Source organism: Campylobacter concisus, from assembly GCF_002165815.1.
GTDB lineage: Bacteria > Campylobacterota > Campylobacteria > Campylobacterales > Campylobacteraceae > Campylobacter_A > Campylobacter_A concisus_BH.
This window is the reverse complement of record NZ_NDYN01000012.1, coordinates 1-20,903: the sequence shown is the minus strand read 5'-3', so window position 1 is coordinate 20,903 and position 20,903 is coordinate 1. Positions and strand designations below refer to the sequence as shown.

The following is a 20,903-nucleotide window of genomic DNA, read 5'->3' as shown; positions in this document are numbered from 1 at the left end:
TATCCTTTGTTTTATTCGTTTTTACAAATTTTCTCCGTAAAACTGGGCTAGCTTTTTCATCACGACGTCCACATATTCTGGCTTATAGTAAGTTTCAATATGTAGCGCTCCGTCTATCTTAAAGTACTCCTTCTTCTGCGTACCGCTAGCGCCCGCGAAAGCTCGCTCGCTCATATAGGCGCTGTCGGCTTTGGAGCCTACCATCATCAAAAGCGGCTGATTGATTAGATCCATATTGCTCGCAGCGTCGAAGTTCATGAGATCTAGCAGACTGCTTTTGGTGTAGGCGAAGGTGGAGTTTGGATGCGCGTGCGTGCGGTGGTAGTATTTTAGCCCCTCGCGGTAAAGATCGTTGGTGATTTTGGCTATCTCCTCGTCGGTTAAATCTGGATCCGGCACGTATTCAACCTCGCCCGTTAGCACCTCTTTGGCGCGTGCGTCGCTAGCATCTTTTAGTCGTTGCTGGATAGTCGAAATTTACGCGTCCAAAAAGCCGTTTCGCCTAGCTAGTCCGCTATCAAAAGCACTTAGCGTCGCCACGGCTTTGAAAATTTTATCAGTCTGCGCGGCTTTTAGCGTATATCCGCCGCCTCCGCAGATGCCTAGCACTCCGATACGGTCGCGATCTACGCCTTTAAATTTAAGCAAAAAATCGGCTGCTGCGCGGATATCCTCGATCCTGTTTGCAGGCGTATCGACGTTGCGCGGCATGCCCCCGCTAGCGCCCTGATAAGCCGCGTCAAAGGCGATCGCGACGTAGCCAAGCTCCGCTAGGCGCTGCGCATAGAGGCCCGCTACCTGCTCCTTCACACCGCCGTTTGGATGCGCCACGACGATGGCCGCGTAACTCTTGTTAGGATCAAAATTTGCGGGCGTATAGACGTTGGCCGCGATATCTAAGCCGCGAGATTTATAGCTTACCGGCGTCAAATTTACCTTGCCCTCCTCGTTTTTGCTTATCGCGTCGCCGTAAACCAGGCCGAACGGATTTTTAGCCGCATTTGCGGCAGCCTCTTTGCTCGGGTTGGCGAATGGGACTTTTAGTTTTTCTACTCTCTCGCCAGCATTGTTTTCTTTTGCGTTTAAACTGCTCATAGCTACTGCTCCTCCTACTGAAATTTTCATAAAATCGCGTTTTTTCATTGCTTGCTCCTTATTTATAGTTATTTAGTCTTTTGACCCATTGCGGGTCGCGGTGATCGAAAAATAGCGTCTTGCCTGTATCCAGCGCAGCGATAGCAGCCATATCATCAGGCGCAAGCGTAAAATCAAAAATGTCGAAATTTTGCTTCATTCGCTCGATTTTAACGCTTTTTGGAATGACGACGATGCCGCGCTGAATTAACCAGCGCAAAATAACTTGAGCCGAGCTTTTGCCGTATTTTTCACCGATACCGCTTAGTACGGCGTTTTTAAATATATCGTTTTTACCCTCGGCGAAGCTAGCCCACGACTCAAACGCTATGCCGTAGCCATCAAGCACGCGCTTTAACGCTTCACGCTGAAAAAATGGATGACACTCAAGCTGATTTACCGCAGGGATGACGCCGCTGTTTTCGCACAGATCGACGATCCGATCGGCGTAGAAGTTGCTAACGCCGATAGAGCGGATGCGACCCTCTTTTTTAAGCCTACTCATCGCTCGCCACGCGCCGTAGATGTCGCTATATGGCTGATGGATGAGATACAGATCGAGATAATCAAGCCCTAGCTTTTTCATCGACGCATCAAAGGCCTTTAGCGCGCGCTCCTCACCTGCGTCGCTGATCCAAAGCTTTGTGGTGATAAAAAGCTCCTCGCGTTTCACGCCGCCGGCTATCGCCGTTTTAACCGCCGCGCCAACGCCCTCTTCGTTGCGATAAGACTGCGCAGTGTCAATGAGGCGGTAGCCCACGCTAATTGCGTCCTCAACACATCTTTGAGCCTCCGCAGACTCCACCTGATAGACTCCGTAGCCTAAAATCGGCATTTTGTTGCCGTCGTTTAAGGTTAAATACTGCATTTTTGCTCCTTGTAATTTTGATTTTTAAACTGAAATGATTATAACGGTTTTTAAAAAAAGGAGGTAGAACGATCCTACAAAATCATTGCCTATTTCTGCAAATTTTATAAAAAATGCAAAATTTAGATCAAAATTTGTAGTTATGGTGGGTCAAAAATGTGAATTTAGATAAAAGAGGCTTAGAAGATAAAATCAACGAAAGAGACAGAAGGTCTGCTCGCACTAAATTTAAGCGCCCGTTATGGCTAAGACGTGCGCCTTAGGAGGCATGCCAAACATCTTGGAGTACTCTCTATTAAACTGCGACGGGCTCGCGTAACCGACGGCAAATGCAGCCTCTGCGGCGTCTAAATTTTGATTTATCAATAGATTTTTTGCCTTTTCGAGACGGATCTTTTTTTGAAACTGAAGCGGACTAAGCGCCGTAATACGCTTGAAGTTATGATAGAGCGACGATGCGCTGATGCCAAGCTTTTTGGCTAAATTTTCGATATTTATCGCCTCGGTGTAGTTTGATTTTATCTCTTTGGCAGCGCGCGTAACGCGGTTTTCTATGGTTTCTAGCATTGCGTATTGGCGTAGAAAATCGCCGTTTTCGCCCTTTAAGAGTATGTATAAAATTTCCTTTATCGCGAGCTTTGCTAAAAATTTAGCATCGTTTGGACGCTCTAGCAAACGGATGAATTTAAATACGGCTTCAAGCAGCTCATCGTCTACCACCCCAAGAGCTAGCCCTGCAAACTTACCCTTTTTGCTCTCGGCGCCGCCTATACTCTCGATCACGCCCAAGATATCTTCTAGCTCAAAGTTGATCTTTATGGCTAGATACGGGCAGCCTTTGATCTTTGCAACGGCGGGGATATGCGTAGCGGCTAGCAGATAGTGCTGCTCATCGTACTCGTAAAAATCATTACCGACTTTGGCCAGTTTTGAGCCTTTAAAAACCATGCAAAGCGCCGGCTCGTAAACGCCGGTTAAAAACTCGGTCGGCACGCTTGCTCGGTAGACAAATAGCTCCTTTATATCGCTTTGTATCTTGCCGTCTGAGCTAAATTTAGCGTCCAAATACTTGCAAATTTCATCTATCTTGCTCATTGTGCCTCCTTAGTTTTTTGGAATTTTAGCTAATTTTTGCCACTTTTTACATGTGGATAAACAAGCATAATAGCTTAGGATACTATTTTAATAGATAGCATAATTGCAAAGAAGATAAGGTTGATTTGATGTAAAATTTGGGTGAGGTTGTTCTACTCCATCTCCATCAAAGCATCATCTTTTGTAAATTTACCTCTTAGCTCTGGCATCTCATTTACTATCATCTCTTTTAGCTCAGGATTGGTGCTTGCTATTTCAAGTAAAAGGCCTAAACTTTTGTCATTAAAGTCTCTTAGCCCGATATTTTCTTTTTGCAAGCTTTCGCTTTTACGTGCTAGAGATTGATTTTCTCTATCCTTGCTCTTTATCAATACACTTTGTTCATCTATCTTTGATTGCTGATTGGCATGTGCTTTTAGTCTGTTTTTAAGATGCGTTATCTCGTTATCTTGCTTAGCTTGGGTCTCTTTTAGCTCATCTAGCTCTTTTTCTAGCTGCTCTTTTTCTTTTAAGACTTCTATGTTTTTCTCTCTATCTTCCTCTATGATCTTGTTTTGTTCTGTTACTTGCCCAGCAAGAAGCTCTACCTTTTCTTTTAGCTGCTCATCAGATATGATGGTTATGCTTTCTTGCATTTGTTCAAAAACAGAATTTCTAAGACCTACTATTAAAGCTCTTTTTTCATTTGGCTCTAATCTAAAGTACTCGTCGCCCAACAAAGGCTCTTTCTTTTGCATATACTTATTTGCTTCCGCTTCTATAAGCTTTTGAATTTTCTCTTTTAGCTCTTGCTCACTCTTATATTCACTTGCTATTTGGTGCATTTGGGTTAAATTCTTGTGTCTATTTTTACTTGACTTACCACGAAGTACCTGACCTTCAAATGCCTCTGCTCCCATATCTTGCAGCTCTTGGCCAAATTTTGCTGTTTTTGACCTGCCGCTAAATCTCAAATTTGCATGCTTTTCAAAGCTGTAGTTTGTAAAAAATATATGAAAGTGCTTGGTCTTCTCATCATTATGTTCAGCTACAAGCAGACACTTTACGCCATGCTTTGCGCAGTATGCATTTATAAATCTCATAACTCTATCCATCTGTATGTTTTCATTTATAAATTTCGACTCTTCGCCGTTTAGTCCCTCTTTTGGCTCTTTCTTCCTATCTGTGCCAAACGTGATGATAATCTCACAAAAGCTACGCATATCTTTGCGCCAAGACTTTTTTATAACAGTATCTTTGCCATTTCGCTTTTGCGTATAGGACTGCGCGGTATAGTCTTCTTTAAAGCTATCCTGAAAGCCTTTAAGTAAATTATTTACAAAGGCCATATTATGTAGTTCATCATCTTTACTGTTAGCATCTCTCATATTGCCATTGTCATTAAATTCACTTAGGAGCTTGTAGCGATTAATAGTGGCTGGGGTTTTGTTAAGATACTTTATATACTCAGTTTGATTTTTCTCACGACATGCATGTGCAAATCTACCTATGGCTCTACCATATGTTAAAAAACCTGACCTTACGTTTATAACCAGATTGTGATCATTTATTGTATATGCATTAGCCATGGCAAATCACCTCATTACATAAACTTTCTTTCATGCTAGCAGTGCTAGTTACTATTAATAAAAATATTTTCATTTTTATCCTTTTAAAAGATATTTATAGTAATTACACCAATTTTGAAAAAATCTTCGCTAGAAATGCAAATTTTCGTAAAAAAGTTTATTTTTTAAGAAAGAAAAGTTAAGAATATTAAAATGATAGGTGTTGAAAGTGCGTATTTAAAGGGGTTTTAGATAAAAAGCTAGAAGCAAGAATTTAAAACAAATTTATTTTTTATGGTATTAAAAGGGTGATGGCTTTATAATCATTGGAATTTTTAAGAGACTGTCCCACTTTAGTAACTAAGTGTTCCACTCTTAAAGGAAATTTTAAAGAAAGGGAAAGAACAAAAGCATCACCGCTAGTGCCTAAAATAGTGTGTTTTGGTGTCACGGGGGAGACTTGAACTCCCGACCTCCGGCTTATGAGGGTTTAAAAATAAACCTTATTGAAGCACCAAAAAGACGGCACACAGCCAGTTTCACACCAAGTATCTGCTACATTTTGCTACAAAGTTATATTGCATAGGTAACAAAGATGCAATATCTAGTCAAACGAAATGGCATATACTACTTTAGAGTAGCTATTCCTCTATATTTGAGGCCTTATTTTGGTAATAAAACCGAATACATAACCTCCTTCCTCACAAAACGCTTTGATACAGCGAAAAATCGTGCTAAGATCTACTCTATAATTTTTAACGCGATCAAAAAGGCATGGAAGATGAATTTGAGCAGCGAACTTATAGAGCACTTGGTGCTTATGCTTTTAAAAGCCAAGGAGGCCAAAAGTATCAAAGAGCATGATATGCTTGGCAGATATATAAATTTGGATGGACTACTATCACTAAATTTGTTTTTAAAACAGAGTTTAAAAGAAGATAGCTTACCCAGTGTAATATCAAAAGAGGTTGATGATATCTGCAAAAAGCTATCTTGCACTGATTCTCACACCAAAAAGCTTCTTGGTAAAAGAGTGCTTGAGGCAACGATAGATAACATAAATCACATATCATACAAGATGTGCAAAAATCAAAAGCTACTAAATGATAAGCAACAAGCATTTGTACCACTTGGTAAAAAGCACAAGAGTGCAAATTTAGATAATAATACTAAAGACGAGATAGCAAAAGGCGTTAGAGAGGCTAACATAGATAGCTATCAAGACGACATAGAGACTTTAAAAAGGCAGGATTTGGTACTACCTTTTACTAAAAAGTCCTTAAAGCACTCTGTTTGTGAGCTAGGAGATGCTATAAATGAGCTAGCTAAACAAAAGGGCGCACTCACACAAAACGATATCCTAAGAATATTTGGTTGTGAGTTATCGCCAGATGGAGACAATGAGCTAAGCGATGATCTAAAATTTGGATATGGAAATTTAAATGATCCTACCTTTGGTGGTCAGGTAAAGCTATATAAGGCAGATAAATATGAAGATAAAGGCATAGTTTTAAGTGACATTGAGTCTAAAGATCTTGCTTTGAATGATAGAAGTGATGCTAGTAGCATGACTTTCAATGAAGCTATAAATTTCTTCCAAAAGCTCTTCTCAAGTAGAGCTAAAAGCTTTAAATCGCAGCTAGACTCAACTGCTAAAAACGAAAGCAAAGCTGACATCGTCACGCTAAAGAGCGCATTTGAAAACTATGTATCAAACACAAGCATTTCAAACAACTGGAGTGATAGCACATTTGGTCTTGTTAGACATGTAGGACGGCTAATGTCTATGAAATTTGGCGACGAGCTAGACATCAAAAAGATAAAAAGAGATGACTTACTAAATTTTAGAAATGTTTTACTACAACTACCAACCAAGCTCTCTCAAAATAGTCTCTATAAAGATAAGAGCATAGATGAGATCATAGCTTTAGCAAAAGATAGACCAAAAATTTCTAAATCAACCATTAAGAAGTATATTGTTAGAGTTAGTGAGTTTTTTAAATACTGCTACGATAGCGACTATATAGATAAGAACCCAGCGGTGGATCTACAAATAGATTTAAACCAAGATGACGTTACAAATAAAAATCCTTATGAAGATAGTGACGTAAACGCACTTTTGGATATTGTTAGTAAGATTAGATCAAGTGGTGATACCAAAAGTCAAAGAATTAGCAAAGATGAGCTATTTTTCGTTACTCATATAGCAGCTTACTCTGGTATGAGACTAAATGAGATAATACAGTTAAACACAGATGACATAGTCGAAAAATATAACATAGTATGCTTTAGTTTAAATACAAAAGTAGATGTAAAAACAGGCAAGAGCAAGACTTTAAAGACTAGAAACTCTGCTAGGATTGTGCCTATCCACTCTAAGCTAAGTAGCATTGGACTGTTTGAATTTATAGAGAGTAAAAAGAAGCTAGCTAAGCAATGTAGCAAAGCAGTTAGGCTATTTAATTGCAACAATAAAGACTTCTCTGAATATTTTAGAAAGAAGATAAATACTCAAGTTATAAAAGATGGTGATAAGACAAGGACATTTCACTCATTTAGGCACACTTTCATAAATAAGCTCATCCAAAGCGGTCAAAGGGTTGAACATATAGCTGCTCTTGTAGGGCATGAACAACAATACAAGATCACTATGAATACTTATGGCGAACCAGTAACTCCAAAAATTCTAAAGGATCTAGTTGAAGAGGTAAATTTTGATCAAGGATGGGAAGAGTAAGTGCTTTTTAATTGTAAATGTATATAGCCATTTACAATAAAGAAGAGTTTGGACCTTTAAGATCAATCATATTTGTATCCTATCCCATATCTTTTTATGATATAATTGTATTGCATTACATAATAAAAGGGATAATATGTTAGATCAACTTTTTTTAAAGAGCAACGACCTTATAAGGTTAAATAACCATAAATTTAAAAGATATTTTATAGACTCCAAGGATTTATCTCATAGACTTATCATTATCCTTGGACAAAGAGGAATAGGCAAAACAACTACGTTAGCTCAGCTAGCTAGTAAAAACAAAGATAGTCTTTACCTAAGCCTAGATGATATAGAGATATCAAACGATATAACCTCGATCATAAGAGAATTTGTATTAAATGGCGGAAAACATCTATATCTGGATGAAATTCATAAGAGTAAGGATATATCTGCTGTATTGAAATTTGCCTATGATAACTTTAAAGAGTTAAATATAGTAGCTACTGGTTCATCTGCTCTTGAAGTGCTAAAAAGCTCTCATGATCTAAGCAGAAGAGCGATAGTATATAAGATGAGTGGAATGAGCTTTAGGGAGTATCTAGGGCTAAGATATGGTATAAATTTAAAAGCTATTGAGCTTGTAAATTTACTTACAAACCATCAGGAGATAGCTGTTGATATCATTAATACTTTAAAACAAAAAGAGTTAGCAGCTATTAAGCTTTTTAGAGAGTATCTAAAGGTGGGTTACTACCCGTACTATAACGATATGCCAAATGATACCGCCTTTTATCAGTCCCTAAGACAAAGCATAGAAGCTACGATAGATAGCGATCTTTTAAGTATATATCCAAATTTAAACGGCAACACAGCAAGAAAACTAAAGATCTTAACTCATGCCATAAGTACAAGCGTCCCATACCAGCCAAACTACTCAAGTCTAAAATCGCTTGTTGATATAAGGGATGATAGGACGCTAAAAGAGTATCTTGCTATGCTTGATAGTGCTGGACTTATAAGGCTTTTAATGAAAAACGAGCTTGCTATAAAAAATATGGATAAGGCAGACAAAATTTACCTTGAAAATACAAATTTAATGTATCTAAATAATCCCGATACGGGCAATGTGAGAGAGACGTTTTTTGCCAATCAGCTTGGAAATATCACTGAAATTTACTCTGGTAAAGGTGGTGACTTTATGATTGGTAATAAATTTATCTTTGAAATAGGCGGAGCAAAAAAGAGCTTTGAGCAGATAAAAGATATGCCAAATTCATTTATAGCAGCAGATGATATTGAAGTTGGTGTCGGCAATAAGATACCATTATGGCTGTTTGGGTTTTTGTATTAGGATTTATATATGAGTAAAATAAACCAAATAGAACAAGAGTTATCTCAGATAGATGCTTCAAAATTTCACAAATTGATAAACACATATTTATCCAAAAAGTTTTCTTTTATGGTTCATTCAAACGGCACAAAGATAGGCGAAGATAAACCTATTTCAGGGACACCAGATAGTTTTGTGGCGCTAGAAGACGGGAATTATATCTTTGTAGAATGTACAACGCAAAAATCGGATATATTGTCTAAATTTTTAAAAGATTTAAAAAAATGTTTTGATGAAGCAAAAACTGGTATTAGTATCTCTAAAATAAAGAAAGTTATTCTAGCTTGTAATTGCGATATTAAGCCTAATGAATTAGAAATTTTACAAAAGTATTGTAATTCAAAAGATAAATTATTTTTTATAGGAATTTCAAGTCTAGCAAATGACTTGTATGTAAACTATTCTAAAATAGCATATGATTTTCTTGGCGTCAGCGTAGATACTATGCAGATATTAGACGAGAGCGATTTTGTTGCGGAGTATGAAAGCGGCGGCTATGCTACGCCACTAAACACGGTGCTGTGTTGTAGAGATAAAGAAGTGGCTGATATAGAATTTGCCTTAAAGGATAACCAAATAACGTTTATAATAGGAAAAGCCGGAGTTGGAAAAACAAGATTAACAATAGAGGTTGCACCTAAATTTGCTAAGGAAAATGGGTATAAATTTAAGGCCATTTTTAATAGAGGTGTCAATATTTACGATGATTTGATGGCGTATTTTAAAGTTGAAGATGAGAAATTCTTAATTTTTATTGATGATGTCAACAGGATTCATCAAGCACTTGGATATTTGTTTAACTCTTTTAACAAAAAAATTACAAATTCTCAAATTAAAATAGTTGCTACAGTTAGAGACTATGCTAAAGATATTATAGATAAAGTTCCAAGCAATATTAGTTACTCAGTTATTGAAATACAATCTATGCACAATATCTCAGTAAGTGAAATCATTTCTAGAAATTTTAAAAATATAGATCCTATACATAACGAAAAAATTTTAGAGATTTCACAAAATAATCCAAGAATGGCTTTTATGGCTTGTAAAATAGCTCAAAATGGATCTTTTGATGCTGTAAATAATACGTATGATTTATACAAAGAGTATTTTAAAAGTGCTGATAATGATATAAATATTTTTGGTGATATTGAGATTGAAAAAATAGTTGCGATAGTAGCATTTTTTAGAGTGATCGACAGGCAAAACGATAAACAAGTGGAAGTTATAAAACAAGTCTTTGAGGTTGATATTGTTGCTATTTGGGATAAAATAGAAAAGCTTCATAGATATGAGATATTTGATATGTATGAAAATAGTGTCATTAAAGTATCAGATCAGATACTAGCATCCTATCTTTTTTATAAGACTGTATTTGTGGATAAAAGCCTAAAAATAAGTAGTTTTATAGTAAATTTTTTTCCAAACCATTCAGGCAAAATAAGAGATGTTTTAAATCAAATAGTGCCGGTTTTTGATATCAATTTAATCTTAAAAGAGCTAAAAGATCCTGTAGATAGATTATGGATAGAATATTCAGATAAATCATTGTTGGTGGGGCATGATGATAATCCAATAATAGAGTTTGTAGAAATTTTTTGGTATCTAAAAGAATCAGAAATACTAGAAAAACTACATGAAGAAATACAAGACTTAGAACAAGAGCATATAGATGTAAATACCATTGATATTTTTAAAAGTAGCGATAATAAATCAGATACTATACTATATATACTTTCTTTACTATCTAGGAGTAATGACGAAAATAATCTAAAGATCGCGATAGATCTAATAGTTATGTATCTAAATAAAAAGCCAAATAAAATACATGAAGTTATTTATACTTTGGTAAAAGATTTTGGATATGAGCTTAATAGCTATAGATATGGATACAAAAAAGAAAAGATAGTTATGGATAGGCTTTGGGAACTATCAAAAAATAGCGATACTTTGCTCCTAAGAAGACTCTTTATTGGGATTGCCAGCGAGATGTTAGGCACTGACTTTCAAGATGCTAGATATCATGGTAGAACATTAAGTTTATACAACTATGCTCTTGTTCTAACACAAGCTTTGATTAATTTTAGAAAAACTATATTTGAAAGACTCGATGAGATTTTTAAAAATAATTATTTTTTAACAGACTTGAAAATGTTTATAAATATATACTCTAGAAAAAATAATATTTCAAATAGCACAAAAATAATAGAACGAGACAAAAAATACATATTAGCCTTGGCTACAAAATACTTTAATCCAAAGATTTATAAGCATTGTAAAATAGTAAGAAATTTTTTATCTTTTTTGGATAAAAATAACATTATATATGATAAAAGTATACAAACTCTATTTAAGCATAGTTATTTTGGTATAGATGATTTGTTGTGCACAAGTCCTTATAAAAATTTTAAAGGCAACAATATTGAACAAAACGATGCATATATAAAAAATGAACTAGAAAAAATTTCGAATAATAATAAAACAAAAGACAGGTGGCTAGAGCTACTTAATATATGTGTAGAAATTTATAATGTGATTGATGATAGCGATAAATATAGTTTTAAAAACAACTTTAGTATGTTGCTTGAAATTTTATCAAGCAATGATTCGCAACTGTTTATAGAGGTTTTAGTCGAGTATTTTAAGCTAGGCGATCCATTTTCATTATATTTGGATCATCGTATTCTTATAAAGATTTTGGGCAAAAATGGTGCTTTTGAGTTTATAGAAAAACAGAATTTTAAAGCAAAAGACTTTTGGAAATTTGGGATATTTGCAGCCATAGACGAAAACGATATCACTCAAACAGATGTTAAGAATTTGCTTGATTTGTATAAAAGTGCCGATATTGCGAATATCCCACAATACTTTAACTATTTGCAAAAGTATGAAAATATCAAAAAAGATATTGCACTAAAAATATTAAAAGTACTTTGCAATAGGGCTATCAGCAATAACAAATTTTTAATAACTATTGAGATATTTTTCTACCGGTTTACTAGTATGTTAGATGAATATATCAAAACAGACAAAAAACTGATGGAAACAGCATATTTTATGAGACTAAAAGATAATATAAATTTTGATTATAATGCTGCAATTTTAAATAAATTTTTAAACTATGATTCTGATTTTATACATAGATATATAATTAATATATTAAACGCTATTGGCAATGGTGTTTCTAGCGTTGATATGCATACAGATTTTTCCATCCTATTTAATAGAAAAGACCATGAAGAAATATTTTTAAAAATTATAGAAACTATACATAAAATCCCTGATAAGAAATTCGTTTTTGGAAAAGGGGAATTTCTAAAATCATTTTTTATGGGATTTCATTCGCCATTATTAGATGCGCAAAAAACAATAAATATTATTAAGAAATTTATAGATAAATATTTTCTGGATAAAGAAAGGATGATATTTATATCTGGACTTCTTTGCGAATTTAATAACGATGAATCTGAAAATGCCGAGATTGATACTAGGGTACATCTATACACCTATATGGTTTCAAAAAATAGTGATTACGAGTTATTTAAAAGCTTAGAATTTGAGAAAAATTCAAGAACAGCCTATGGAAGCTGGGTGCCCGCAATACAAAGAGATATCAAATTTTATGAAAAACTAATGTCTATGATGAATACGGCAAACTTATTAAAACACAGGACTTTTATTAATGAGACGATTGATGATTTGAAAAGTCGTATTAATAGAGAAAAGAAATTTGATTTTATGGAAGATGAGCGATTTTATAGATATTAATTGGCAGTAAAATAAATTAATATAGTTTTTACAAAGTAAAGCTTCGACTAGTTTAAATAGTAATTACAGACAAGGTGACTTTATCGTGTTATATTTGAAATTAGAGGGACTAAAAAGGCTTTGAACAGATAAAGGACATACCAAACTCCTATATGACTGCCGATGATATAGAAGTCAGGGTTGGGAATCAAATCCTACTATGGTTGTTTGGGCTTCGATATTAATACCTACCTGATCAGATTAATTTTATTTATTTGTGCATATTAGTATTATGTTCCTAAATATTTAAGGATTAGAGACTAAAGACTAGTATGATTCACAAGAAAAGAAGAAATATATTGCCGCAAGGCTAGCAATCAAAAAGATATAGACTTTTAGCTGATACGTTTAGTTTTATAAGAGACTTTCATACCTCGCTGATGTTTGTTTTGCCTACCTCTCCAAACTATCATATCCTGACTTTATATTCTGCTCTTTGGCTTCTGCTCTATTTGATGGTTGTTTTGTTTGCTCTACTCCAAAGTTACTATCAAGTCCTTGACCATATAGCTCTTGCTTTGTTATTTTTAGTGAGCCAAACGATATATGATCATTTGCTAGAGAGATCTTATCTGTTTGATAACACTCTTTTAACTTATTAAAGCCTTGCATATCTTGCCAATCTTTCATATATGTTTTTATATTATAAATTAAGCCTTTATAGTTAATCTTAACTATATCTGGCAGGTATTTTTTAAAGTTTTCGGTTCTATTTATAAAAGCTAAATAGTATCTATTTATATCTAAATGACCATCGATACATTTTACTAGGCCTTCATATTCATTTTGTTTAAGTCCTAGCTTTTTAATGACGTTATCATTTAAAAACCTAGTTTTTATTTTTCTAGCTGCTTCATCAAATTTATCTCTGATATAGATATACGGAGTATAGTGTCTATTTAGGCTAAAAGAGTAGGCTGTGTTTTCTTCTGGTAGGTATAGGTATCTGCCACTCTTGCCAGAAATTATTTGATGATTTTTATATTCTTTAACCACAGCGCTCTCGTCAAAGTATTCTATTAGCTCTTTTATAGAAATATTTGATGATATAGCTTTAATCTCCATATTATTAATATCTGTTTTTAAGCTGGCATCTTCAATGGCTCTTGTATTATCAAAAGTTTTTCCTCTAATGCTTACAACCTCAGATCCTGGCACTGGAGTGTAGTGAAAATTACTAGGATATAGGCTCTGGTTATTTACTATGTTATATAACCCAAGCTCTCTTGTTATCTCTTTTATGTATTCATCATATTCATTTAAGCTTGGAGCCTTTGTTGTGGGTATGATGAGTTTAAATTTCTCTACTTTTGCATCTGGTGCTTGATAGCTTGTTGGATATATAAAGCCCTTTATTCCTTTGCTTTGCAGTAAATTTTGAGCATCATTTATAGTAAATTTGGGGCTATCTATATCATATATAAGTGTAGGAGTTATGCCATCAATACTGCTAGCTTCTTCACTTTTATCTTTGAAACTTGCCACTGATATAGCTGAATAGTTTTTAAGTATTGATTTTAGGTTGTATGGCTCTATTCGTATCGTTTCCCAGTTATTTAGCACTTGAGTTTTTGGGTCCTTATTTGGCGTGTTAAAGTCACTACTTACACTTAATGTTATCTTTGGCTCATTTTTATTGGCTTGAAGCTCTATAAGCATTTGCTCTAGTTCATTAACCACGTGAAATAACGCTCCTTTTCTGCCATTATAGACTATCTTGCACATTAGATCAGTTAGATTATAAGTTCCCTTAAACCCATCCACTCTTACTTTATATTTGTCATTTACCATTTCAGCTTTTGCAGCAATGTTAAATTTTGCATTGATCATAGGTAAAAATTCTCTTATATCCACTGCATTAAGCCTCTTTGCTCTATCATAATAGTCTTTTTTGAAACTCTCATCTTCTTCTATCATTCTTAATAGATAATCAGCTGTAGAATTTCTAGCATCAGCTAGCAACTCTTCAACACTTATATTTTGCTCTTTTGTATTTGCTTTTGGCTCGATAACAACATCTGTTTCTATCTTCATTTGCATATCTTTTTCTTTGCCTTTCCTAACCTTTTGTGCTGCACTTTTAAAGCTTTCATATTGTTTTTCTAGTTGGTCTTCATCCATACTTAAAGGCTCTATATTATTTAATCCATACTTGTTAGATAAGATGTCATTAACCACTCTTTTAAATTTCTCTGCCGATTTAGCCATAACAGCTTTTACTTGTTGCTTGGCTGCACCTTTTGTATATATAACTCCACCAGTTTTTACACTATGAGTAAATTTCATATTTTCAAAAGAGACTATTAGATGAATATGAGGCTCTCTTTTTAGCGGTTCACCATTTTTATGTTTCTTGTTTAATGTTCTATTTTCTAGTGCCCCTTCTGGGCGAGGAATATATGGCTCTTCTTTAATTATAGGCAGATGAGCTTCAGCATAAAAAAGTAGCTCATCTATGTCGTGATTTGGGAAAGTTATCCTCAAAAAATCCATTATAAGCTCATATATATTGCCACTTTCATATAGTCTGTTCCACTCCTCTGAAGTAAATGACAAGGATATATGATAGTAGTTATGTTTCTTATTCTTTTTCTTGCTCTGGTGCTTTTCAGACATCTCGATAAGATCTAAATTTCCAGCCAGTGGCAATCTATCATCTTTTTCATCTCTAGTTAGCTTTGAATCTCTTTTCTTGTCAGTTTTTAGATAATCAGCTACGCCTTTTTCTCCCTTTGAGATCTTAACTATCATAGCTACTCCTTATTAGGCTTAAAATTTCAGTTAGGACTGATTGAATTTTGTACAAATCTTCTTGTGCTCGCAGTATCACTTCTAAAGCTATATTACCAATAGTCTTATAAGCTATATTTAGTCTCTTTGCTATTTGATTAATGTTATTAAAAGGTCTAGCAAAATATGTAATGATTGCCGAATCTAGCTCTTTCTTTTTTATAGATTCAGAATTTACAGTGCCATTATCTATAAGATAGGAAATGATTTCTGATCTTGACATATCTAACTCTAGAGCTATTTTAGATAGCTTATCATATTGTTGATAAGTGATCCTTGCGGAGAGCACCTTATCCTTGATATTTTTTGGCATATGATATCCTTTCATAAAATGTACTAGCGAGATGAAGCGTTTTAACGCTTCTTATATCTCGCATTGTAGCCCTCGGCAGAGCAAGATTATACAAGGTATGAAAACGAAGTGTCATACATTGTATGTGTCTTGCTATTAGAAAAATTTGCTTACTACTGAACATTGCCGTCACCATTTTTGTTTAGCCATTTAGTAAAATCTTTGCTAGCTTTTTGACTATCTTGGTTGTAGATATGGATGATAAAGCCTTTAAGATTAGACACATCATAAAGTGCTTTATCTAGCTTGCTTTGTAGTGCGGATTTGGTTTCATTTGTCTTATGGCTATCATAAAACAAGTAGCCAAAAAAGAAGATCACTTCTATAAATACAAAGGCAATTAATGCAGATACTATCTTCTTCATCAAAGAGCTAAAATATGAGTTGATCTTCGATATAGTTTTATCTGCACCTTTTAGAGTATTTTTAAAGTTGTTTTGAATCTCTTCTGTCGCATTTATAAGTTCGGTACTTCCTTGCTTTATTAGCTCTATTTTTTCTTTAAAATCTCCATTAAAACTATCCGCAGTTTTATTAAAAAGCTCAATATTATTTCTAATATTTTCACTAACCTTAGTGCCCATTTCAATATGTTCTTGTAGAGCAATTACGGCATTTGCCGCAACTGCTGTATCGCTACTCTTGGTTATTAGTGCCATTGCTTAGCTCCTCATCTTCTTTATTATCTTCTTTGGGTACGAGAATATGACATGCATCAGAGGATTGATTGGCATTTGTTGCCTCATACTCTTTCCTCCATTTGGAAAACTCCTTATTTGATAGCTTTACGCTAAAACTTTTTTCGATTAGTAACTTGCACTCTTTGAGTGTTGCTTTTTCTGGAAACAAGACCTCAATACATGCTTGTCTAATCTCCTCTTTTTTCTTATTCTTTCTAATGGTTTTTAAATCATTTAAAAGTATATTTTTGCTTGCCATATTTTCCTCCTATGGCTTTTAAAATTTTACAAAGACAGCAATAGCCATCTCACCAAATAGGCATACTTATAGTGTGCCTTTTATTTTGATATGATAGATGTTGATAGGTTTTTATTTAAGTAGTTTAAAAGTAGAGAACTATTACAATAGGAATGCTTACAACCTATCGTAGAGGTTCTCCTTTAATTACTTAAATAGAGCCTCTACTTTTTAACTATTTTTGATCATCTTAACCTCCTTGAGTAAAATATTTTTTTAAATTTGCGTGTATTATAGGATATTTTGGTGGCTAAATCGTTTAAAGTGGTAAATAATTGTTGACTTTTATTTCAGAAGCATGATATACTAGGGTTTTCCTGGCTTTATAGCATAAAAATACTTATAAATTACTTAACGCTAGTATATATATTAGGAATAGAAACAAATATCTTAAAATTATAGACCATGAATGGCCTTATTTTTAAGCGGAAAGATAAAAATGTTTTATTAATAACATGTATATTTTTTAAAAATAAACGAAAACGATTACATAATTACCAACTGCATTCTAGATACTCCCCAAGCAAATTATCAAATTTCACCCTAAGGCTCTCTGGTTCTTTTATCTTTATAAATGGCAGCCAGTATTTGACCACGCGCAGGATCTCGTAATGCTTATGTGGTCTATCTCTATTTTGTGTTTTGTTGTTAGGAAATATGAATGAATCATAATCATCAAAAATATTTTTTAGCCCATATTCAATAGCTATAAACGCCATTTTTACTACGCATCTATACTCATTTTATTTAAGTTATGATAAAAATTTAACACAGTAGAGTGACAGATTATATCATAGTAGATGATTCGTTAAAAAATTTTACTTGTTTTTTAAAATTTTACAAAAAACGTGTTAAAATTACTGCAAGCTTAAAAATTTGCTACATAAAATTTTATTTTGCTACAAACATTAAGCTATATTTAATGAAAGGTGACTGCAATATAATATTGTAGAAACATCGTAGTTTAGGTATTTATGGTGTCACGGGGGAGACTTGAACTCCCGACCTCCGGCTTATGAGACCAGCGCTCTAACCAGCTGAGCTACCGTGACAACTTAAAATGAGTTTTGGATTATACAACCTAAGAACTTATTTTTAGCTAAAATTTATCTCACTCAAATTTTATAGATAAAAAGCAAATTTGACTGCAAAAGCAGCCAAATTTAGTTAAGCTTTTTTAGTGAAAAATCCAACGTAAATAGCGTAGATAAAGCCGATCACTACGGCATACGGGGCAAAAGGTGTGATGCCAGCTCCTGAGCTTGCTAAGATAAAGTTGTGACTTATAGCAGCTCCTGCGCCCATGCCTAAAACAAATACGGCTGAGCTTAAATTTCCAGCTCCCATTTGCACTAGGTGTTTGCCAGGGCAGCCGTAGCTTAGACTAAAGCAAAGGCCAGCTAAGCTCATACCTAAGAAATTCCAAAGCATATCATTGTGAGCGATAGGTTGTCCTTCAAAGCCAAATTTGTATTGATTTAGCACTAAATTTGTGATGCTTGCAAAAAGAACGATAGAGACTATGCCATAAAACATCGAGAAGTCACGCTCAAAAATTTTGCTGATAGCTCCAACTGAGCAAAATTTACTTCTTTGCATAAACGCACCGATGATGATGGCACAAATAAGCGAGATAAATAAATTTGCATGCTGTGAGCCTGGGCCTTTTTCTGAGCTAAATAATACGCCATTTTCGCCAAGTTTTAGACCAAAGATAAGTGCTAGTAAAAGCAAAATAGCAATAATCAGTGGCAAAAGTCCTATCGCCTTTGCAGTGGTTTCGCTCTCAGGTAAAACGTAGCCATTTTTCTTGAAAGTTCGTCCCACAAAGACGCCAGCAAACAAGCCAACAAGCCCTGCAATAGCGGTCATATCTCCACCTCCTAGACGCAAAAAAGCTCTCCAAGGGCAGCCTAAAAATATGAGGCAACCTATCATCGCAAACACGCCTAAGAAAAACCTAGAAAATGCCGCGCTGCCAGATACTGGAGTGAAATTTCTACTCCAAAGCATGCTGGCTAAAAAGCCTCCGATGATAAGCCCTAAAATTTCAGGCCTTAGATACTGCACGACTTTGGCCTGGTGAAAGCCAAGCGCACCCATGCTATCTCGTAAAAAGCAAGCCGCACAAACGCCCATGTTTGCTGGGTTGCCAAAATGAACGAGCACCGGACCAAGTATGCCAAGGCTCGCACCTGCGATGATGTAAAGTAGTGTTTTGTTCATGTAAATTCCTGTGTAAGGGTAAAACCAGACTGGTTTCTTAAACGACATTTTAATAATCATTAAATAAAACAAAGATTAATTTTTTGTAAAACAGAAGTGGCTAAAATATGCAAAAATTTCATAAAAAGGACAAATAATGAAAGATTTTATGAGCTATGCAGATAGCCTGAAAATTCTAAAAGATACGATAAATGCGTGGGAGAAGGTCGAAAAAGTAGCCATCACGGACGCGCTTGATAGAAATATCGCTTATGATGTGAAAGCTGCTGAGAACTACCCAGCAAAGCCAGTTTCGGCTATGGACGGCTACGCTTTTGCCTTTAAAGATGGCCTAAACGAGCTTGAGCTCATCACAGACCTTCCAGCAGGAAGTGACAAAGGGCTAGTTATAGAGGGCAGTAAATGCGTCAAAACCTTCACTGGCTCGCTAATGAGCGAAGGTACCGACACTCTTGTACCAGTTGAAAATGTCGAGGTTAGCGGCTCAAAAATAATCATCAAAAAGAGCGTGCCAAAGGGCTTTGCTGTGCGAGCAGTGGGTGAGAGCTACAAAAAAGGCGAAATTTTAATAAAAAAAGGCACACGTCTAACTTACGCTGAGATCGCGCTTCTTGCCGAGCTTGGCGTCTTTCACGTAAGCGTCTTTATCCGCCCAAGGGTGGCGATACTAGCAACTGGTAGCGAGATAAAAGACCTTGGCGAACCGCTTGATAGTCCAGCACAAATTCACAGCTCAAATCACGTAGGCATCGCTATGCAGATACGCAAAATGGGCGCGGAGCCGATCCTTTGTGAGATCGTAAGAGATAAAGCCGAGCTTGTCGAAAAAGCGATCATAAATGCGCTAAAATCAGCCGATATCTTGGTAACAACTGGCGGTATCAGCATGGGAGACTATGACTTTGTAAAGGGCGCTTTAAATGAAAATTTTAGTCTTATCATCGAGGGCGCTGCGATAAAACCAGGCCGCCACATCAGAGTGGCAAAATCAGGTGACAAATATATCTTTGCGCTGCCTGGATTCCCTTACTCGGCGATGGTTATGTGCGTGCTTTACGTAAGGGTGCTTATAAACACTTGGTTTAGCCAAGAAGAGCCAAAGATCACAGCGATAATGGACGAAGACTACAAAAAACGCTCGCCATTTTTGGAATTTACAGCGGTAAATTTAGAAAACAGAGATGGCAAAATTTTCGTAAATTTAAACGGCAAAAAGCTTGGTAGCTCAGCAATCGTAAATAACCTAACAAACGAAGCTGCACTGCTTATCATCCCAAAAGAGACAGAATTTATCGCAAAAGGTGAAGTGGTAGAAGTTTTAAAGATGCCTTGCTAAGGGTAAATTTATAGCCCTTGAAGCACTACGACGTCGGTTATTTCGGCGTCTTTTTCTATCTTAGCGTCTAGCCCTTTGGCTATTTTTATAGTGATATCTTTTGTTTGATTTGGCGTTAGAAAGATCAAATTTCTAACGTCGTTTTCGTATTCGGTAAGTCTTTCGTAGTAGCCGTTTATGCCGTGCTTGCTCTTATACTCTGGCTTTATGAAATTTAGTCTAAAAACATCTGCGCCATACTTTAGCGAGTACTCTTTAAATTCATATTTTCTTTGGCTGGTAGTCTTAAAGTTTTCATTAAATAGCTTTAAAAGTGCCTTGTCGCTAACGTCTCTTGCGTCGCTCTCTTTTAGCACGATCTCGTCAGCTCCGTTTGGCTCTTTGTACTCGGTGCCGTTTATGGAGTATATGGCGACGTGCATGTTATCTCTTTGCGATGCAGCACTCTTCATGAAAAACCTTAGCCTTGGGTTTTGCGTGATCTGCACATCTTTTGGAGTTATCTCGTTGCCGCTGCTATCAACGTATTTTATCCCTTCAAATGTAAGTAAATTTGACTTTTTGGCTACTGATAGCGCGCAGCCTTTGTCGCTTAAGCAGTGATGAACTAGGTCTTGCATGAGAGCGTGGTTGTCATTTACTCTTTTGGCACTTAGTGCGC

At 35.4% G+C, this 20,903-nt stretch carries 16 protein-coding genes and 1 tRNA gene; 4 read left to right on the top strand and 13 right to left on the bottom strand.

Translation table 11 applies throughout. The features are described 5' to 3' along the window. Positions 1 to 21 precede the first annotated feature (21 nt). From B9N65_RS11160 to B9N65_RS10385, 5 genes are all read right to left on the bottom strand, one after another. Positions 22 to 399, bottom strand: a complete 378-nt coding sequence (locus B9N65_RS11160; RefSeq protein WP_219336884.1) for an alpha/beta hydrolase — start codon at positions 397 to 399, stop codon at positions 22 to 24. A 78-nt stretch (positions 400 to 477) separates the two neighbouring features. Further along, on the bottom strand, positions 478 to 1,143 hold the full coding sequence (locus B9N65_RS11155) for an alpha/beta hydrolase (RefSeq protein WP_219336883.1): 666 nt from the start codon (positions 1,141 to 1,143) through the stop codon (positions 478 to 480). Between the two features lie 10 nt (positions 1,144 to 1,153). Next, positions 1,154 to 2,002 (bottom strand): aldo/keto reductase, encoded by an 849-nt coding sequence (locus B9N65_RS10395; protein WP_087583777.1) that lies wholly within the window; start codon positions 2,000 to 2,002, stop codon positions 1,154 to 1,156. Positions 2,003 to 2,230: 228 nt separating this feature from the next. Next, positions 2,231 to 3,097 (bottom strand): AraC family transcriptional regulator, encoded by an 867-nt coding sequence (locus tag B9N65_RS10390; protein WP_087583776.1) that lies wholly within the window; start codon positions 3,095 to 3,097, stop codon positions 2,231 to 2,233. 152 nt (positions 3,098 to 3,249) lie between these two features. After that, a complete protein-coding gene (locus tag B9N65_RS10385; protein ID WP_087583775.1) occupies positions 3,250 to 4,665 on the bottom strand; it encodes a hypothetical protein in 1,416 nt (471 codons plus the stop codon). Between the two features lie 574 nt (positions 4,666 to 5,239). On the opposite strand from B9N65_RS10385, the gene B9N65_RS10380 reads away from it, so the two are divergent. From B9N65_RS10380 to B9N65_RS10370, 3 genes are all read left to right on the top strand, one after another. Continuing rightward, complete coding sequence (locus B9N65_RS10380) at positions 5,240 to 7,381, top strand: tyrosine-type recombinase/integrase (protein ID WP_087583774.1); 2,142 nt, start codon at positions 5,240 to 5,242, stop codon at positions 7,379 to 7,381. A 136-nt stretch (positions 7,382 to 7,517) separates the two neighbouring features. Beyond that, on the top strand, positions 7,518 to 8,717 hold the full coding sequence (locus B9N65_RS10375; RefSeq protein ID WP_087583773.1) for an ATP-binding protein: 1,200 nt from the start codon (positions 7,518 to 7,520) through the stop codon (positions 8,715 to 8,717). A 9-nt stretch (positions 8,718 to 8,726) separates the two neighbouring features. Continuing rightward, positions 8,727 to 12,521: a PhoH family protein gene (locus B9N65_RS10370; protein ID WP_087583772.1), complete on the top strand. Its 3,795-nt coding sequence runs from the start codon at positions 8,727 to 8,729 to the stop codon at positions 12,519 to 12,521. Positions 12,522 to 12,953: 432 nt separating this feature from the next. Here the strand turns inward: B9N65_RS10370 and B9N65_RS10365 are convergent, their stop codons facing one another. From B9N65_RS10365 to yedE, 7 genes are all read right to left on the bottom strand, one after another. After that, positions 12,954 to 15,311 (bottom strand): aminotransferase, encoded by a 2,358-nt coding sequence (locus tag B9N65_RS10365; protein WP_087583771.1) that lies wholly within the window; start codon positions 15,309 to 15,311, stop codon positions 12,954 to 12,956. Next, positions 15,301 to 15,663: a plasmid mobilization relaxosome protein MobC gene (locus B9N65_RS10360; RefSeq protein WP_087583770.1), complete on the bottom strand. Its 363-nt coding sequence runs from the start codon at positions 15,661 to 15,663 to the stop codon at positions 15,301 to 15,303. Before B9N65_RS10360 ends, B9N65_RS10365 begins: the two co-directional genes overlap by 11 nt. A 152-nt stretch (positions 15,664 to 15,815) precedes the next feature. After that, on the bottom strand, positions 15,816 to 16,361 hold the full coding sequence (locus B9N65_RS10355; RefSeq protein WP_087583769.1) for a hypothetical protein: 546 nt from the start codon (positions 16,359 to 16,361) through the stop codon (positions 15,816 to 15,818). After that, the gene (locus B9N65_RS10350) at positions 16,339 to 16,641 is read right to left on the bottom strand and encodes a hypothetical protein (protein WP_035170177.1); all 303 of its coding nucleotides are present in this window, start codon (positions 16,639 to 16,641) and stop codon (positions 16,339 to 16,341) included. Before B9N65_RS10350 ends, B9N65_RS10355 begins: the two co-directional genes overlap by 23 nt. Positions 16,642 to 17,174: 533 nt before the next feature. Continuing rightward, a complete protein-coding gene (locus B9N65_RS11330) occupies positions 17,175 to 17,399 on the bottom strand; it encodes a hypothetical protein (RefSeq protein WP_035170182.1) in 225 nt (74 codons plus the stop codon). A 256-nt stretch (positions 17,400 to 17,655) separates the two neighbouring features. Next, positions 17,656 to 17,732, bottom strand: a tRNA-Met gene (locus B9N65_RS10340). Between the two features lie 115 nt (positions 17,733 to 17,847). Continuing rightward, positions 17,848 to 18,906 (bottom strand): YedE family putative selenium transporter, encoded by a 1,059-nt coding sequence (gene yedE, locus B9N65_RS10335; RefSeq protein WP_087583768.1) that lies wholly within the window; start codon positions 18,904 to 18,906, stop codon positions 17,848 to 17,850. A 136-nt stretch (positions 18,907 to 19,042) separates the two neighbouring features. On the opposite strand from yedE, the gene B9N65_RS10330 reads away from it, so the two are divergent. After that, entirely contained in the window at positions 19,043 to 20,242 is a 1,200-nt protein-coding gene (locus B9N65_RS10330) for a molybdopterin molybdotransferase MoeA (protein WP_087583767.1), read from the top strand. A gap of 8 nt (positions 20,243 to 20,250) precedes the next feature. On the opposite strand, the gene B9N65_RS11080 is transcribed toward B9N65_RS10330, so the two are convergent. After that, positions 20,251 to 20,903 (bottom strand): hypothetical protein (locus B9N65_RS11080; RefSeq protein ID WP_180385149.1); only part of this gene is annotated, 653 nt, incomplete at its 5' end.

Coding starts and splice junctions, on each gene's coding strand:
- B9N65_RS10375 (WP_087583773.1), top strand. CDS start 7,518: ATGTTAGATCAACTTTTTTTAAAGAGCAACGACCTTATAAGGTTAAAT.
- B9N65_RS10380 (WP_087583774.1), top strand. CDS start 5,240: ATGCAATATCTAGTCAAACGAAATGGCATATACTACTTTAGAGTAGCT.
- B9N65_RS10395 (WP_087583777.1), bottom strand. CDS start 2,002: ATGCAGTATTTAACCTTAAACGACGGCAACAAAATGCCGATTTTAGGC.
- B9N65_RS11155 (WP_219336883.1), bottom strand. CDS start 1,143: ATGAAAAAACGCGATTTTATGAAAATTTCAGTAGGAGGAGCAGTAGCT.
- B9N65_RS10360 (WP_087583770.1), bottom strand. CDS start 15,663: ATGCCAAAAAATATCAAGGATAAGGTGCTCTCCGCAAGGATCACTTAT.
- B9N65_RS10370 (WP_087583772.1), top strand. CDS start 8,727: ATGAGTAAAATAAACCAAATAGAACAAGAGTTATCTCAGATAGATGCT.
- B9N65_RS10355 (WP_087583769.1), bottom strand. CDS start 16,361: ATGGCACTAATAACCAAGAGTAGCGATACAGCAGTTGCGGCAAATGCC.
- B9N65_RS10365 (WP_087583771.1), bottom strand. CDS start 15,311: ATGATAGTTAAGATCTCAAAGGGAGAAAAAGGCGTAGCTGATTATCTA.
- B9N65_RS10330 (WP_087583767.1), top strand. CDS start 19,043: ATGAAAGATTTTATGAGCTATGCAGATAGCCTGAAAATTCTAAAAGAT.
- B9N65_RS11330 (WP_035170182.1), bottom strand. CDS start 17,399: ATGGCGTTTATAGCTATTGAATATGGGCTAAAAAATATTTTTGATGAT.
- B9N65_RS10385 (WP_087583775.1), bottom strand. CDS start 4,665: ATGGCTAATGCATATACAATAAATGATCACAATCTGGTTATAAACGTA.
- yedE (WP_087583768.1), bottom strand. CDS start 18,906: ATGAACAAAACACTACTTTACATCATCGCAGGTGCGAGCCTTGGCATA.
- B9N65_RS10390 (WP_087583776.1), bottom strand. CDS start 3,097: ATGAGCAAGATAGATGAAATTTGCAAGTATTTGGACGCTAAATTTAGC.
- B9N65_RS10350 (WP_035170177.1), bottom strand. CDS start 16,641: ATGGCAAGCAAAAATATACTTTTAAATGATTTAAAAACCATTAGAAAG.